Source organism: Nitrospirillum guanabarense (assembly GCF_034653355.1).
Classification (GTDB): Bacteria; Pseudomonadota; Alphaproteobacteria; order Azospirillales; family Azospirillaceae; genus Nitrospirillum.
The window spans coordinates 1,093,892-1,108,919 of the sequence record NZ_JAYEER010000004.1; the positions used below are offsets into that span (position 1 = coordinate 1,093,892).

A 15,028-nucleotide genomic window follows, 5' to 3' on the forward strand; every position below is an offset into this window, starting at 1 on the left:
CCTTGGTTGTCCAAATTTCACGGGCAGCGTGGGGATCGGAACCAGTAGTCCGCTAGCCCCCCTAGAAATCAATTACGCGCCAGGTACGGCTGAAATTCCGCTTATACGGCTGAACGGGCCTTGGGGAGGCGGTAGCATTGTATGGTCGGATGCCAGTGATAGTAATGTCATGGCCAAGATTTACGGTCTCGATTCAGGAAGCTGGGGAGGAAATTTGGTCTTCGCCACGAAGACCAGCACAGGTAGCAGCGCTGGCGCGCCGGTGGAAAGGATGCGCCTTGACAATGCGGGCAACCTGGGCGTGGGAACCATGGCTCCGTCGGCTCGGCTGCACGTGGGGGCGGGTGCCATTCTCGTCGATAATGGCAGCGGGGACGGGACAGTGCGCGCAGGTGCAATCACCTCCGAATTCACGCCCGGTGGAAACTACATCAACGGTGCCGACCCACAGGACGGACTTCGGAACATGAGCCTGGTCGCCGCAGGCTCTGGCCGCCCGGTGATCCTTACGCTTCGCAACACATATGCGTCCCAATTCTGGGACATCGTCATGGACGCTGCGGATTCGTCCAAGTTGAAATTCGCGCAGATAAACCACCAGCCGACACTTACGTTGACTGACAGTGCGGTGGGTATCGGCACCACCGCGCCAGTCGCCAAGCTGGACGTGGCGGGCAACATCAATGCCGCCGGCAGCGTCACCCAGAATTCCGACATGCGACTGAAGACGGACGTCGCGGCCCTGCCGGACGGGGCGCTGGACCAGGTGCTGCGCTTGCGCCCCGTGACCTTCCGCTGGAAGGCGCCCAAGGACGCGGAGATGGAAGGGCGCCAGACGGGGCTGATCGCCCAGGAGACGGAAGCCGTGCTGCCGGACGCGGTGATGACCGCCAAGGATAAGGCGGGAACCAAGTCCATCAAATACAATGAGGTCATGGTCACGATGCTGAAGGCGCTGCAGGAACAGCAGAGCCTGATCCAGCGCCAGGAAAAAAGCCTTCGGGACCAACAGGAGATAATACGAGCCCTGCAAGGCCGGGTGGAGCAGTTGGAAGCGCGGCGCCCATGACCTGGGCGTGGTGGCCGAAGGCCAGGCCCATGGCGATAAATCAGTTCAACTTGGCAATGGTAACAATAGCGGCCCGGCAATCGCCGGTGCGCGAGCCATGAAGCGGAAATGGGGGAACAATGGTGTCTGAGGGTAGGGGCCGTGAATCGGCCCGTTGGGTTGGTGATGCCGGCCGGGCCGCTCTTATCGCCGTGATGGGCGGTGTATTGGCGATGTCAGTGTCAACGGCGGCCCTTGCCGATTGTCCGACCTGGCATGTGTTGCAGAATGGCCAGACCGCGTCGGCGAACGACGTGATGGACAACTTCAAGCATATTCTGGGCTGCGGTGTTTTCACCGGCGGAACCGCCATTGTCGCTGCTACCGGCGATGGCACCGAGTTGCCTCTTCTCCGTCTGAATTCATTGAGCAGCAATGCCGGGAACGGGGGCAGCATCCTGTGGACCAATAACAACGACAACAACCTGATGGCCAAGATCGCCGGCGTCGACAGCGGCGGCTGGGGCGGTACGCTCATTTTCGCCACCAAGACCAACGCAAGTGGCCCTAGCCCTAGCAGTGGTCCAACGGAGAAAATGCGCATCGACAACGGTGGCAATGTTGGCATCGGCAATACGGCCCCCCAGTCCCCCCTGCACATCAATCGCGATACAGGCCTCAGCACCGAAGCGGTGCTGGTCCGGCTGAACTCCGTCAACGCGGGCGGCAGCAACGGGGGCAGCATCCTGTGGACGAATAACAGCGACGCCAACCAGATGGCCAAGATCGTCGGTGTCGATAGTGGCGGCTGGGGGGGCACGCTTATTTTCGGCACCAAGAACAACAGCGGGAACAACAACAATCCACCCACGGAAAAGATGCGCATCGACAATGCCGGCAATGTCGGCATCGGCACGGCCTCGCCGGGGGCCAAGCTGGACGTGGCGGGCAACATCAATGCCGCCGGCAGCGTCACCCAGAATTCCGACATGCGACTGAAAACGGACGTCGCGGCCCTGCCGGACGGGGCGCTGGACCAGGTGCTGCGCTTGCGCCCCGTGACCTTCCGCTGGAAGGCGCCCAAGGATGCGGAGATGGAAGGGCGCCAGACGGGGTTGATCGCCCAGGAGACGGAAGCCGTGCTGCCGGACGCGGTGATGACCGCCAAGGATAAGGCGGGAACCAAGTCCATCAAATACAATGAGGTCATGGTCACGATGCTGAAGGCGCTGCAGGAACAGCAAGGCCTTATCCAACAGCAGCAAAAGACAATACAGGCGCTGCAGGACCGTGTGGAGCAACTGGAAGCGAAACGTCCTTGAGGGGCTGGGGGAAGACATGGCAATGAAGCGGACTATCCGGACCAGGCGCGCGCGGCTCGCGGCCTTGATCCTTCTGGTGGGAGTCGGCGTCCCGGCATCGCTCGGCGCATCCACCACCCAATATACCTATGACGCCCTGGGGCGCCTGACGGGGGTGGACTACGGCAACGGCGCGAAGGCGACCTACACGTACGACGCGGCCGGTAACCGGACGGCCGTGACCGTGACGGGTGGCACCACGATATGGGGTTCCTTCGTTTGGGGTCAGGTCAACTGGCAGTGATCAGACGGGGGCGGCCGTCGCGCCGCCCCCGGTTTCCCGCCTTACTCACTGGCCCCCGGCGCCGCCGCTTTCACGAAATGGCGGACGTCGTCGGTCAGCTTATCCAGGGCGGCGCGGTTCAGGTACATCATGTGCCCGGCCTCGTAATAGCTGAAGGCCACCCGGTCGGTGGGCACGCCATTGGCGTTCATGGCGTTCTCGTTGGAGAAGAACGGGACACAGATGTCGTACCAGCCGCCGGCCATGAACACCTTCAGCTTGGGGTTCTGGCGCATGGCGTCGCCGTACCAGGGCGCCACATTGGCGTAGCCGCCGCCCTCATCCCCCAGGTCTTCCAGTCCCAGTTCTTGCCCACGTCGCCGCTGGTCCGGTACTCCCGGTCCATCTTGATGTTGAGGTCGCTCAGCAGATAGCTCTGCAGCGTCGTGGCGAAGGCGGCGCCCACGCCGTAGCCCGAGGGATCGCTGTCCACCGTGTCGCCCGCCGAATTGTACTCCTGGCCGGTGTAGCGGCCGTCATAGATGCCGACCACCTTGCCCTGGTCGCGCAACAGCTCCTTGGCGAAGCGCACATCACGGACCCGCAGATTGGTGCGGTCGAGATAGGCGGGCGCCAGGCCGGTGAAGCGCGACAGCTTGTCGATCACGCCCTTGCGCTCGGCCGGGCTCATGCGGTTGCCCTTCAGCAGGGCCACCGAATATTCCTCCACCGCGAACTTGCGCACCTGGTTCATGAAGGCGTCGAACCCCATCGAGGTGTCGGCGATCTTCTTATGGTACCAGGCGACGGCGGCGTAGGTCGGCAGGAAGGCCGGGTAAGGCACGTCGTTGCCGCGGTTGAACTCGAACGCGCCATAGTCGACGGCGCCGGAGATGACGATCAGGCCGTTCAGGCCCACGGGCGCGCCGTTCTCCAGCAGTTCGGGCAGCAGGGCGCCGATGCGCATGCCGCCGTAGCTCTCGCCGCCGATGAAGACGGGAGAGTTCCAGCGCCTGTGCTCGGTCAGCCAACGGCGCATGAACTGCGCGATGGAATGGGCGTCCTGCTTGACGCCGTAATAGTCCTTCTCATCCCCCTTGGGCAGGATGCGGCTGTAGCCCGTGCCCACGGGATCGATGAAGACCAGATCGGCCACGTCCAGCAGGCTTTGCGGGTTGTCCTTCAGGGGGTAGGGCGGGCTGCCGGCGTTGGTCGCGTCGCTGGGCACGTCCACACGCTTCGGCCCCCAGGCGCCCATGTGCAGCCACAGGCTGGCCGAGCCGGGGCCGCCGTTGAACAGGAAGATGATGGGGCGTTGCGTCGCGTCCTTCACCCCCTTCTTCACATAGGCGGTGGAGAAGACGGTGGCCGCGTCCTCCTCCTTGTCGTTCACCAGGTGGGTTTCGCCGGCCAGCACCTGATAGTCCACGCGCTTGCCGTTGAAGGTGCCGCCGCGGTCGACGGTGAAATGCTTGGGCGTCCAGTCTTTATCGGCCCCCGCCTTGTCGGCCTTGTCGTCGCCCTTGGCTTGATCGGCCGCCGGCTTGTCGCCGGCGTTGGCGGGCGTGCTGGTGATGGCCATGTGCGTGGTCAGCAAGACCATGGCCGTGCCGGCCAGCAGGGCCGCCAGCTTCCACTTCGGTGCGGGCATGTGTAGGAACCCCCATAACCCCTGGTTTCGTTGTTGCCCGGCGGCCGGTTCTTCCCCGCAGCGCCGGCCCGGGCTTGGATGCAGTCTAGACACGGGGAAGGCTTGCGGGCAAAGGTCCCGTCTGTCGCCCGCCACCGAAAAGCGGTATGGCGTCCTCATGCGGCAGTGGCCCTCGCAAATTTGCGAAGGGGGCCCACATTAGGGTGGGACTGGAAAATCGGTCCCTTTTTCAGGGGGAGAGAGAATGTTCGGTCGGTTTGGTTCGCGTGCGGTCGCCGCCGTGCTGGCGGTGTCCCTGGCCTTGGCGCCTTTGGCCGCCGATGCCCGCCCGGGCCGCAGTTCCAGTTCCGGCAGCCGCGGCAGCCGGACCTACACCACACCCGCCACCCCCTCGGTGACGGGCCAGCCCATCCAGCGCAGCATCACCCCGCCGCCGGCCGCCGCCCCCGCGGCGCCCGCAGCACCGGCGTACCAGCCGCGCCCGGCCTTCCAGCAGCCGTTCGCCCAGCCTGGATTCGCGCAGCCCAGCTTCACCCAGCGCCATCCCTTCCTGTCCGGCATGATGGGCGGTTTCCTCGGCGCCAGCCTGTACAACTCGCTGTTCGGCCATCACGGCTACGGCGTGGGCGGCGACTATGGCAGCGGCTCGGGTGGCGCCTTTGGCGGTTTCCTGCGCCTGCTGATCATGCTGGGCATCGCCTATCTGATCTTCCGCCTGGTGCGCATGGCCATCAGCGGCCCGCGCACGGCCCCGGCGTCGGGCATGACCTATGAGCTGTACCCGCCACAGGACGCGCCCTACCAGGCCACGCCCTTCGGCAACGGTTACAATCAGGGGGCGCGCCCGTGCCGCCCCCGCCGCCCGTGCCCGCCATCGGCGTGCAGATGCAGGGCCAGGACCTGTCGGCGTTCGAGCAGATCCTGACCGGCATCATGGACAGCTGGAGCAAGGGCGACCTGACGGCCCTGCGCCGCCACCTGACGCCGGAGATGCTGTCCTACTACGGCGAGGAGATGACGGAGAACCAGAGCCGCGGCATCCGCAACCTGGTGGCCGACGTCCAGCTGGTGAAGGGCGACGTGGTGGAAAGCTGGCACGAGGACGGCCGCACCTACTGCACCGCCCTGCTGCGCTGGCGCGCCCGCGACTGGACGGTGGATGAGAACACCGGCCGCGTCGTCTCGGGCGATGAGCATCGTCCGGAAGAGGTGCAGGAACTCTGGACCTTCGTGCGGGCGGATGGTGGCCGCTGGCTGCTATCGGCCATCCAGCAGGCGTGAGTCCCAGCCGCGCTGGCGACGGCCGTCACCTCACGGCCGCCGCCAGCTTGCCCACGGCTGTCGCCAGGATATTGAGACTGGCATCCCATACCGCCCAGTTCTGGTGCGCCAGCGCGTGCTCCGCCGCCGCCACGGCGGTGACCAGGCCGCGCGGGGCGATCTGGCCGGCCGCGCCGCGCAAAGTATGAAGCCGGTGGGCCGCGTCGGCGGGCCTGCCATCCACCACCGCCTGGCGCAGATCCTGCGCCGCGTCGGCGAACTCCCGCACGAAACGCTCGATCAGGCCGAGGTACAGATCCTCATTGTCCTCGAGCCCCATGGCCTCCAGCCGTTCGTCCAGGTCGGGCAGGATGGCGCGCAGGCGCGCCAGTGGGGCGGGCGATGGCGCGGCCGCGGCCACGACACGGTCCTGGCGTGGCGCCGCGACCTTCGGCACGTGGCGCAGGATGGTGGCGACCATCTGGTCCAGATCGAATGGCTTGGTCATGAAGTCGGTGATTCCCGCCGCGTAGGCGCGGGCGCGTTCGGCATCCAGGACGCCGGCGGTCAGCGCCACGACGGGAAGAGTGCCCAGGCCCGGCTCCTGACGGATCAGCCGGGTGGCCTCATAGCCGTCCATCACCGGCATCTGCATGTCCATGAGCACCAGATCCACGGAACCGGGGCGGGCCCGAAGCCGGGCCAAGGCCTGCGCGCCGTCGGCGGCGATGGTGACGTTGGCCCCCTCGCGCTCCAGGATCAACCGGCCCACCTCCTGGTTGATGCTGTTGTCCTCCACCATCAGCAGGCGCAGCCCTTTCAGCCGCTTCGGCCGCCGTGACCGTGGGGCGCTCGCGGCGGCCCCCGGCGGTGGCACGGTTCGGTTCGCCTGGCCCGCCGCCTGAGACGGCGACGCCACGTCCAGAGGCACGATGAACCAGAAGGTGCTGCCGGCGCCGGGCTGGCTTTCCACCCCGATCTCGCCGCCCATCAGGGTGACCAGGCGCTTGCTGATGGCCAGCCCCAGGCCGCTGCCGCCATAGCGGCGGGTGGTCGAACTATCGGCCTGGGTGAAGGCGCTGAACAGCGTGGGGATGGCGTGGGCGGGAATGCCGATGCCACTGTCGGTCACCGAGAATCGCAGTGCCACCCGATCCGGCCGAGGCCAGGCGACGACGCGGACATCCAGCATCACACTGCCGGCTTGGGTGAACTTGATGGCGTTGCCCAGCAGGTTCAACAGGATTTGCTGCAGCCGCAGGCGGTCGCCCACGACCAGCGCCGGCGTGTGGGGCGCGATGGTCGACGCCAGGGCCAGCTTCTTCTCATCGGCGTTGACCGACACCAGCGACACCAGCCCGTCCACCAGGTCGGGCAGTTGGAATTCAGCATGCTCAAGGTCCAGCTGTCCCGCCTCCACCTTCGAAAAATCGAGGATGTCGTTGATCAGCGCCATCAGGCCGCGGCCGGCCGAGGAAATCTTGGTGACGAAGTCTCGCTGCTGGGGGGACAGGCGGGACTCGGCCAGCAACTGGGTCAGGCCCAGGACGGCGTTCATCGGGGTGCGGATCTCATGGCTCATGTTGGCCAGGAAATCGGTCTTGGCCCGGCTGGCCGCCTCGGCGGCGGCTTGGGCCGCGACCAGGGCGGCCTCGCGGTCGCGCACCTCGGTGATGTCCCAGTTCACACCGATGATGCGGATCGGGCGGCCGTCGGCGTCCCTGTCGGTGATCGAGGCGCCCTTCACATGGCGCGCGCCGCCGTCGGCACGCACCACGCGGAATTCCGTATCCAGATCGGCGCCGCCCTCAAGCACGCGCTGGAACTCCGCCGCCACGCGCGCCGTGTCGTCCGGATGGCAATGGGTCCACCAGATGGAAAAGCAGTCCTCGCCGTCGCGCCGCGCGCCGTAAAGCTGGAACATCTGGTCGTCCCAATCCAGGTGGCCCGTGGCCACGTCGTATTCCCAGATGGCGATGCCGCTAGCCTTGGTGGCCAAGGCCAGGCGCGATGAGGTGGCGCGCAGCGCCTCCTCGGACCGAAGCTGTTCGGTGACGTCGCGCCCCGATCCGCGATAGCCGACGCAGGCGCCGGCGGCATCCAGGATGGGGGTGCCGCTGATGACGATGTGGCGCAAGGCGCCGTCATTGCCTATCAGGTCATACCGCAGGTCGCGGAACGGCTGTCCGCGCCGGACGAAATCCTCATATTGCTCCAGGCGCGGGTCTTGGGCGTCGGCCGACAGCTCCCGCCGGGTCTTGCCGATCAGGCTCTGATGGTCCTGCCCGATGCGCGAGACGCCCTGTGACACGGCGGTGAAGCGGCCGTCGGCGTCGGTTTCCCAATACCAGTCGGTGGACAGCTCCGTCAGCGTCTTGAAGCGGGCCTCCCGCTGCGCCAGGTCGGCCGTGCGCGCCTTGACCTCCCGCTCCAGCATGTCCGTCTGGCGGGCCTGCTCCTGACCGGCGGCCAACCGGCGGGCGCGGTTCGCCATGTAGAGGTGCGACAGCAAGGCCAGCAGGACGCCGGTGACGCCGACGCCGCCCGCCGCCAGCAGGGGCGGCGTGAGGTTCAGGGCCTGCCGCAGGAGGGGCGTCGCCCGGTAATGGATCAGCCACTGGCGGCCGAATATGGAGAGGCGATCATCGTGGACCAAGGCATCGACGAAGCCTATGGCGGGGACGGGGGTTTGGTAGAAGGGGGCGGCACCCGCGCCGTCGGTCACATCGCTCACGGTGAAGCCGACGTCCGCCCGCATCAGCTCCGATCCGGCGATCATCTTGCTGATCAGGAAGGGGGTATAGGCCCACCCCACCGTCGCGGCCTCGCGCGCGTCGGGCGTGCCGGGATCCGCCCCCTGCCGGTAAATGGGCAGCAGCAGCAGGAATCCACCCTGGTCTTCGGGGGCCTGCACCAGGGAGATGGGCGCGGTCAGGCGGGGTTCGCCCGACCGCATCGCGGCTATGGCGGCGGCATGGCGCGCGGGTTCGGAGGCGATGTCCAGTCCCACGGCGGTGGCGTTCACGCCTTCGGGTTCCACGAACTGGATGACCGCGTGTTCGCCATCGTGGGGGCTCAGCTCCCAGACGCGGAATCCGGGACGGCCGCCACGGCGCTCCCGCCCGACGAAGGCTTCCTCCTCGGCGATGGGCACCCGCCGCACGATGCCGAAACCGGCCGCCCCCCGGAATTCCTTCTCCAGGGAGCGCGTTTGGCTGTAGCGGCGGAACTGGTCCACGGTCAGGGAGTCCGGCCCGGCGACGACCGCCGCGCCGCGGGCGCCGCGCAGGCCATATTGGTACAGCGTCAGCTGCTGGCGCAGGTCTTCCGTCATCTCGCCGGCGCGCGCCGACAGGCTGCCGGCGGCCAAGGCGCGGTTATGGATATCGGTGAGCCGCGCGACCACCGCGCCGCCGACCAGCGCCAACGCCAGGACCAGCGAGGGTAAAAGAATGGCAATGCGGCTGTAGCCGCCAGGCACGCCATCGGCGCCCGGCAGTCGCCAACGGAAGGGGGAGGGATGGGTATCGCCGTTGCTGGAGGATGGCGGCGAGTTCTGGAAACGCATCCCGACCTCACAATTCTTCTGTGATTATCTTTCCCGGCCAGCCTGAATCGTTAGCATTAGCCCTACTGGGCCAAAATCCATACTTGTGGGCGCCCCATGCCGATTGTTTGTATTCTAGTGCTTGGTCGTCCTATCTTTTCCGGGATTTGCCAGCCCGGAAGACGCCGGCGTCAGGCTGCGGCCTTATGCCGGGCGACCAGGGCGTCCACGGCTTGGGCGGAGTCGTCCGTCAGGCGGAACTGGATACGCGTGGTGTCGCCCTCCTGGTTGGTGACCCGGCCCCGGAAACGGCTTCCCTCCAATTCGACCTCGACCTCATGACCGGCGCCGCCGATGGTGGGGCCGCTCACCGCGCATCCGCCCCGGCCGATATTGACCAGGCGATGCGTCGCCGGACCGGAGAGGGCGGCCCCCGGCGCGCCCACCCGGGCGGGCAGTTCGATGTCATGGCGGTCGAACTGGCGGCGGTCCTCGGCCGTCTGCATGGCGACCAGGAAGTGCTCCACATCCGTGCGCAGCTGTTCCGACTGGCGCGACAGCTCGTTGGCCGCGACCAGCAATTGCCCCGACGCTTCCTTGGTGAATTCCGCGCTGTCGCGCACCAGCGTCAGGGATTCGGTCACCTCCTGCGTGCGGGCGGCGGCCTCCGCCACGTTCCGGCTGATCTCCCCGGTGGCGGCGCTCTGCTGGCTGACGGCGGCGGCGATGGCGCCGGAATTGCCGTCGACGACGGCGATGGTGGTGGCGATGCGGTTGATGATGCCGATGGCGTTGTCGGCGGCGGCCTTCACGCCGCTGACCCGGGCCTGGATGTCTTCCGTCGCCTGCGCCGTCTGGTTCGCCAGGCCCTTGACCTCGGTCGCCACCACGGCGAAGCCCTTGCCGGCCTCCCCGGCGCGCGCCGCTTCGATGGTGGCGTTCAGCGCCAGCAGGTTGGTCTGGGCGGCGATGGTCTGGATGAAGCGCACCACCTCGTTCACGCCGTCGGCGACGGTGGCCAGCTCATCCACCACGTTGCGGGCGTGTTCCGCCTCCTGCACCGCGGTCTTGGTGGTGGCGGCGGTCTGCTCGGCCTGGGCGCCGATCTCGTTGCTGCTGGCGGCCAGTTGCTCGGTGGCGGCCGCGACCGTCTGGGTGTTGGCCGTGGCGCGGGCGGCGCTGTCGTCGGCGGCCTGGGTGCGGGCGGCGGTGTTGTCCGCCTGGTTGGCCAGCGAGCCGGCGGTGGCCTCCAGCTCCGTGGCGGCGGCGGCCATGCCCCGCAGCTCGGCGCTGATGGCCAGCTGGAAGTCCCTGGTCAAGGTTTCCAGCGCCTGCTGGCGGCGCAGCCGCCTCTCCTGGTCCAGTGCCTGGGCCGCCTCCAGCGCGTGGGTGCGCTGGGCGTTTTCCTTGAACACCACCAGGGCGCGGGCCATGGCGCCGACCTCGTCCCCATTGTCGGCATGGGCGATGCTGGTGTCCAGGCGGCCCTGGGCCAGGCCGGACATGGCGCCGGTCAGGTCGCTGAGCGGCGTGATGACGAAACGGCGCACCACCAGATAGACGGCGCCGCCGGCAATGGCGAACAGCGCCAGCGAGATCAGCAGCACGCGCAGTTGCGTGGCTTTGAAGCCGCTGATCCGCGCGTTCAGCAGGCGTTCCAGGTCGGCTGACGCGGCGGTGTACAGCGCGTCCTGCGTTTTCAGCGCCGATGCCGTGTCCGCATCGGCGACGCTGCCCTTTTCGGCTTCGGCGGTCAGAATGCCGGCGGCCTTCCGCAGGGCGGCGACGGGGGCTTCCAGGGCCCTCTTCACGCTGCCGTCCGCATTGCCGCCATAAGCAGAGGTGGCGGAGGAATTGACCCCGGACAGCAGCGACTTCACCCCACCCAGGGCCACGAACAGGTCGACCTTGTTGTCCCCGGCCTGATGCGTCACCGCCCGCAGGCCGGTGGTCTGGTCCTGCAGGTCGGGCAGCTTCACCAGGACGATGTCCATGACGTAAAAGCTGTCCAGGTCCGGATCCAGGATCAGGTTCGACTTGTCGCCGATCTGGGCGATCAGCGCGCGCAGGGTCGTCCGGGCGGCGGCGGCGTCCTTCTTGCCCAGGGCCGCCAGCAGTTCATCCGCCTTGCCGCCGCTTTCCATGTCCTGCCCCCACGCGGCCTGCAGCTGGCGCACCGTGGTGGCGCTGGCGTCCATGTCCACGGTGGCCCCACCCGTCTCCGCCGCGGCCAGGCGGGCCTGGACGGTCTGCAGGCCCCTCAGGTAGGCGGTGCCGGCCAGTTCCTTCGCCGCGAAATCGATGGAAATCTGCTGCTGCGCGATCAGGGCGTACAGCAGGTAGGCCACGGGAACCAGGAAAAGCAGGACGGCCAGGCCCAGCTTATGGGCGATCTTGAGGGACCGGAGCATCGCGATAATCCTGTCACGGGAGTGGACTAGGCCGTAGGTAATCGGGGCCTGGTTGATGATGTCTTAATTTTCGCATCGAATTTCCATGCTTATTTCACCATCTAAAATAAAATGTTAATTCGGGCGCTGCAATTTTTAGTCGGCGGCCCGTCGTGTTCGAGAAGTTGGCATGAAACCGCGCCGGGCAGCGTCGTCGTCCAAGCCGGTTGCGTTTTCACGCGATTCCGGCCATGAAAACCCCTCACTCCATGATTGGACTTGATGGCGAAGACGATGGCTTATCGGATTGCGGGCGAGACGGGCGAATGGGAAGTGGTGATCGGGCTGGAGGTCCATGCCCAGGTCGTCTCCAATGCCAAGTTGTTCAGCGGGGCGGCGACCGCCTTCGGCGCCGCGCCCAATAGCCAAGTCAGCTTCGTGGACGCGGGCTTCCCCGGCATGCTGCCGGTGATCAACGAGGTCTGCGTGGAACAGGCGGTGCGCACGGGCCTGGGGCTGAAGGCGCGGATCAACCTGCGCTCGGTCTTCGACCGCAAGAACTACTTCTACGCCGACCTGCCCTCCGGCTATCAGATCAGCCAGTTCCAGCAGCCCATCGTCGGCCACGGCACCATCGTGCTCGACCTGGCGGACGGCTCCACCCGCGAGGTGGGCATCACCCGCCTGCACCTGGAGATGGACGCGGGCAAGAGCCTGCACGACCAGAACCCGACCAAGACCTACATCGACCTGAACCGGTCGGGCGTGGCCCTGATGGAAATCGTGTCGGAACCCGACATGCGCACGCCGGAGGAGGCCGCCGCCTACCTGCGCAAGCTGCGCACCATCCTGCGCTATCTCGGCACCTGCGACGGCAACATGGAGGAAGGCTCCATGCGCTGCGACATCAACGTGTCGGTGCGCAAGCCGGGCGAGAAGTACGGGACCCGGACGGAGACGAAGAACGTCAACTCCATCCGCTATGTCCAGCAGGCCATCGAGTACGAGGCCCAGCGCCAGGTCCAGGTGATCGAGGACGGCGGCGTTGTGGTGCAGGAAACCCGCCTGTGGGACCCGAACAAGGGCGAGACGCGGTCCATGCGCTCCAAGGAGGAGGCGCACGACTACCGCTACTTCCCCGATCCGGACCTGCTGCCGCTGGAACTGGACCCCGCCTGGGTGGAGGAGATCAAGCGCACCCTGCCGGAGCTGCCGGACGAGAAGAAGGCCCGTTTCATGGCCGACTACAAGCTGCCGGTCTATGACGCCGGCGTGCTGGTGGCCGAACGCTCGCGCGCCGACTTCTATGAAGAGGTGGCCCGGGGCCGCGATCCCAAGATGGCGGCCAACTTCGTCATCGGCGATCTGCTGGGCGCCCTGAACAAGACGGGTGCCGACATCGACAGCTCGCCCATCAGCGCCGCGGCGCTGGGCGGCCTGATCGACCTGATCGCCGACAACACCATCTCCGGCCGCATCGCCAAGGAGGTGTTCGCCGACATGCTGGAGACGGGCAAGCCCGCCGCCCAGATCGTGGAGGAGAAGGGGCTGCGCCAGGTGACCGACACGGGCGCCATCGACCAGGCCATCGCGGCCGTGATGGCGGCCAACGCCGACAAGGTGGCGGAGTTCCGCAGTGGCAAGGACAAGCTGTTCGGCTTCTTCGTCGGCCAGGTCATGAAGGCCACCCAGGGCAAGGCGAATCCCGCCCTGGTGAACGAGATCCTGGCCGCCAAGCTGAAGGGCTGACATCCGCAGGCCCAAGGTCAGGACCGGGCGCTTGCGCCTTGGTCCGACAGGTAAAAGTGGCGCCGGGCCTGGGCTTTCCCCAGGCGCGGCATGGGCGGGGGGCCGGTCGGCCCCCCTTTTCATTTTCCGGCGATTTTTCCTTACCGTTATCGTTGACAAGGGGGCCGCCGCCCGAGTACATACGCGAACCGCCGACGACAGTCGGTGGACGGAGGGGTGGCCGAGTGGCTGAAGGCAACGGTTTGCTAAACCGTCGTACCGGGAAACTGGTACCGTGGGTTCGAATCCCATCCCCTCCGCCATCACTTGCCCAGGCCACGTCATGGGGCAAGTGAACGGACAAGCCGCCCTTCGGGGCGGCTTTGTCGTTTCCGGTTCCGGCCGCGAAACGATGCCCGTCTATCCTTCTTCCGCCACCCGTTTCAGGATGTTGAGCGTCGGCCCCCAGTAGAGCTGGGCGTGCGGCCGGATGGACGGCTCCGGAAAGTCACGCAAGGTCAGCGCCAGGGATGTGCCCCCCTCCGCCGCCGCCAGGTCGAAGCGTACCCTGGTGCGGTTTTGCGGCCGGTCGGCCAGGCGCGCCGCCGACAGGCTGCTCCAGTAGGCGTACTGGAACGCGGTGGCCGGTTCGAACACCTCGATGACGCCGCGATTCTCGAACGCCATGCCGTGCAGCGTGCCCCCTATCGTGATGGCCCCGCCGGCCCGCCAGTCGGCGGTGACGGCCACGGGTTCGTCCGCCATCCAGCGCGCCATCAGGGCAGGGGCGGTCAGCGCCGCCCAGACGCGCCCCGGCGGCGCGCTGATAAGCGCCGCCATGGTGATGGGGTCCTGCCCGGTCATGCCGCCAAACGCCGTCCCAGGGCCGCCAGATCATCCACGAACCACACGACCCGGCCCCGGTTGGCCTCATCGATGAAAGCGCGCAGGGCCCCGCTGCCGGCCGTCCAGGCGCTGACGTCGCCGACGATGACGGGACGCAGCTGATAGTTGGCGAACTTTTGGATGATCGCCCCCGCCTGGCCGGTCGCCAGCGTGAGGAAACCGGGCGCCAGGCGGCCGAGGGGGATGGCCACCACCCGGGCGCCATATTCCCATGCCAGGCCGATCAGGGGCACGGCGTCCTGGTCCCCGGCCAGCAGCGGGCCGTCATCGGCGCAGACCAGCACACGGGTGCCTTCGAGTTCCTGGGGAAGATCGGCCATGGTGGGCTCCTGGATGGCTTGACTCCTCGGGGGCCATTGTAGCACCAGTGCGGCTTTCCAGGGTGACGGAGGCCTGCCCGTCCGCTACCTTCCCGCCGGCGGCGTGCCGGCGGCGTGCCGGCGCCCGGCAATCCGGCAAACCAGACATATCGTCGCCACCGCGTCCCGCGCCTTCAGGCGCCTCCGGGCGGCGGTGGCCCATGCGCGGAGATTGAGGTTCCTGATGAACAGTTCGGTCGATGAAGAATTCGTCTACGACGAGGCCAGCGGCGAGTGGATCCCGGCCAGCCAGGCGGCCGCGAACGCGGCGGCCGCCGATGGGGCCGCGGGCGTGGTCGAGGTGCGGGATTCCGTGGGCAACCTGCTGGCCGATGGCGACAGCGTGACCCTGATCAAGGACCTGAAGGTGAAGGGCGCCAACCAGGTGCTGAAGCGCGGCACGGTCATCAAGTCCATCCGCCTGACCGGCGACGCGCAGGAGATCGACTGCCGGCACGACACCATCAAGGGCTTGGTGCTGCGGGCGGAGTTCGTGAAGAAGGGATAGCGGGCGCCACGTTCGCGGCACCGAAACGAAAAGGGCTCGGAAGGATG

The 15,028-nt window shown here is 67.1% G+C and carries 13 protein-coding genes and 1 tRNA gene; 8 read left to right on the forward strand and 6 right to left on the reverse strand.

All coding sequences use genetic code 11. From position 1 onward, the window contains the following. Positions 1-169: 169 nt before the first annotated feature. From UAA55_RS23015 to UAA55_RS23025, 3 genes are all read left to right on the forward strand, one after another. Complete coding sequence (locus UAA55_RS23015) at positions 170-1,069, forward strand: tail fiber domain-containing protein (protein WP_322955663.1); 900 nt, start codon at positions 170-172, stop codon at positions 1,067-1,069. Positions 1,070-1,188: 119 nt separating this feature from the next. Next, on the forward strand, positions 1,189-2,370 hold the full coding sequence (locus UAA55_RS23020; protein WP_322955665.1) for a tail fiber domain-containing protein: 1,182 nt from the start codon (positions 1,189-1,191) through the stop codon (positions 2,368-2,370). A gap of 22 nt (positions 2,371-2,392) precedes the next feature. Next, entirely contained in the window at positions 2,393-2,653 is a 261-nt protein-coding gene (locus UAA55_RS23025; RefSeq protein WP_322955666.1) for an RHS repeat domain-containing protein, read from the forward strand. Positions 2,654-2,694: 41 nt separating this feature from the next. Here the strand turns inward: UAA55_RS23025 and UAA55_RS23030 are convergent, their stop codons facing one another. Together UAA55_RS23030 and UAA55_RS23035 are read right to left on the reverse strand one after the other, a co-directional pair. Further along, positions 2,695-2,928 carry a hypothetical protein gene (locus tag UAA55_RS23030; RefSeq protein WP_322955668.1) on the reverse strand — a complete coding sequence of 78 codons (234 nt, stop codon included), beginning with the start codon at positions 2,926-2,928 and terminating at the stop codon, positions 2,695-2,697. Further along, positions 2,907-4,283 carry a S10 family peptidase gene (locus UAA55_RS23035; protein WP_322955670.1) on the reverse strand — a complete coding sequence of 459 codons (1,377 nt, stop codon included), beginning with the start codon at positions 4,281-4,283 and terminating at the stop codon, positions 2,907-2,909. Before UAA55_RS23035 ends, UAA55_RS23030 begins: the two co-directional genes overlap by 22 nt. Before the next feature lie 244 nt (positions 4,284-4,527). Between UAA55_RS23035 and UAA55_RS23040 the strand changes: the two genes are divergently transcribed. After that, on the forward strand, positions 4,528-5,208 hold the full coding sequence (locus tag UAA55_RS23040; RefSeq protein ID WP_322955671.1) for a hypothetical protein: 681 nt from the start codon (positions 4,528-4,530) through the stop codon (positions 5,206-5,208). Next, positions 5,130-5,564 carry a Tim44 domain-containing protein gene (locus UAA55_RS23045; RefSeq protein ID WP_322955673.1) on the forward strand — a complete coding sequence of 145 codons (435 nt, stop codon included), beginning with the start codon at positions 5,130-5,132 and terminating at the stop codon, positions 5,562-5,564. The genes UAA55_RS23040 and UAA55_RS23045 overlap by 79 nt, the downstream gene beginning before the upstream one ends. Positions 5,565-5,589: 25 nt before the next feature. Here UAA55_RS23045 and UAA55_RS23050 read toward each other — a convergent pair whose 3' ends face one another. Both UAA55_RS23050 and UAA55_RS23055 read right to left on the reverse strand, forming a co-directional pair. Further along, the gene (locus UAA55_RS23050) at positions 5,590-9,111 is read right to left on the reverse strand and encodes a CHASE domain-containing protein (protein WP_322955674.1); all 3,522 of its coding nucleotides are present in this window, start codon (positions 9,109-9,111) and stop codon (positions 5,590-5,592) included. A gap of 170 nt (positions 9,112-9,281) precedes the next feature. Beyond that, the gene (locus UAA55_RS23055) at positions 9,282-11,501 is read right to left on the reverse strand and encodes a methyl-accepting chemotaxis protein (RefSeq protein WP_322955675.1); all 2,220 of its coding nucleotides are present in this window, start codon (positions 11,499-11,501) and stop codon (positions 9,282-9,284) included. A 273-nt stretch (positions 11,502-11,774) separates the two neighbouring features. On the opposite strand from UAA55_RS23055, the gene gatB reads away from it, so the two are divergent. After that, positions 11,775-13,229: an Asp-tRNA(Asn)/Glu-tRNA(Gln) amidotransferase subunit GatB gene (gene gatB / locus UAA55_RS23060; protein WP_322955676.1), complete on the forward strand. Its 1,455-nt coding sequence runs from the start codon at positions 11,775-11,777 to the stop codon at positions 13,227-13,229. A gap of 210 nt (positions 13,230-13,439) precedes the next feature. Beyond that, a tRNA-Ser gene (locus tag UAA55_RS23065) sits at positions 13,440-13,531 on the forward strand. A gap of 97 nt (positions 13,532-13,628) precedes the next feature. Here the strand turns inward: UAA55_RS23065 and UAA55_RS23070 are convergent. Together UAA55_RS23070 and UAA55_RS23075 are read right to left on the reverse strand one after the other, a co-directional pair. After that, complete coding sequence (locus UAA55_RS23070) at positions 13,629-14,072, reverse strand: SRPBCC family protein (RefSeq protein ID WP_322955678.1); 444 nt, start codon at positions 14,070-14,072, stop codon at positions 13,629-13,631. Continuing rightward, positions 14,069-14,434: a DUF4180 domain-containing protein gene (locus tag UAA55_RS23075; RefSeq protein WP_322955680.1), complete on the reverse strand. Its 366-nt coding sequence runs from the start codon at positions 14,432-14,434 to the stop codon at positions 14,069-14,071. Before UAA55_RS23075 ends, UAA55_RS23070 begins: the two co-directional genes overlap by 4 nt. A 223-nt stretch (positions 14,435-14,657) precedes the next feature. Between UAA55_RS23075 and UAA55_RS23080 the strand changes: the two genes are divergently transcribed. Then, positions 14,658-14,981, forward strand: coding sequence for an alkylphosphonate utilization protein (locus tag UAA55_RS23080; RefSeq protein ID WP_322955682.1), 324 nt, complete (start codon positions 14,658-14,660; stop codon positions 14,979-14,981). The last annotated feature ends 47 nt before the right edge of the window (positions 14,982-15,028 follow it).

What these genes read in the sequence shown, in the direction of transcription:
- UAA55_RS23055 (WP_322955675.1), bottom strand. Translation starts at nt 11,501, where the DNA reads ATGCTCCGGTCCCTCAAGATCGCCCATAAGCTGGGCCTGGCCGTCCTG.
- UAA55_RS23070 (WP_322955678.1), bottom strand. Translation starts at nt 14,072, where the DNA reads ATGACCGGGCAGGACCCCATCACCATGGCGGCGCTTATCAGCGCGCCG.
- UAA55_RS23075 (WP_322955680.1), bottom strand. Translation starts at nt 14,434, where the DNA reads ATGGCCGATCTTCCCCAGGAACTCGAAGGCACCCGTGTGCTGGTCTGC.
- UAA55_RS23035 (WP_322955670.1), bottom strand. Translation starts at nt 4,283, where the DNA reads ATGCCCGCACCGAAGTGGAAGCTGGCGGCCCTGCTGGCCGGCACGGCC.
- UAA55_RS23050 (WP_322955674.1), bottom strand. Translation starts at nt 9,111, where the DNA reads ATGCGTTTCCAGAACTCGCCGCCATCCTCCAGCAACGGCGATACCCAT.
- gatB (WP_322955676.1), top strand. Translation starts at nt 11,775, where the DNA reads ATGGCTTATCGGATTGCGGGCGAGACGGGCGAATGGGAAGTGGTGATC.
- UAA55_RS23080 (WP_322955682.1), top strand. Translation starts at nt 14,658, where the DNA reads ATGAACAGTTCGGTCGATGAAGAATTCGTCTACGACGAGGCCAGCGGC.
- UAA55_RS23040 (WP_322955671.1), top strand. Translation starts at nt 4,528, where the DNA reads ATGTTCGGTCGGTTTGGTTCGCGTGCGGTCGCCGCCGTGCTGGCGGTG.
- UAA55_RS23015 (WP_322955663.1), top strand. Translation starts at nt 170, where the DNA reads ATGGCCAAGATTTACGGTCTCGATTCAGGAAGCTGGGGAGGAAATTTG.
- UAA55_RS23025 (WP_322955666.1), top strand. Translation starts at nt 2,393, where the DNA reads ATGAAGCGGACTATCCGGACCAGGCGCGCGCGGCTCGCGGCCTTGATC.
- UAA55_RS23030 (WP_322955668.1), bottom strand. Translation starts at nt 2,928, where the DNA reads ATGCGCCAGAACCCCAAGCTGAAGGTGTTCATGGCCGGCGGCTGGTAC.
- UAA55_RS23020 (WP_322955665.1), top strand. Translation starts at nt 1,189, where the DNA reads ATGGTGTCTGAGGGTAGGGGCCGTGAATCGGCCCGTTGGGTTGGTGAT.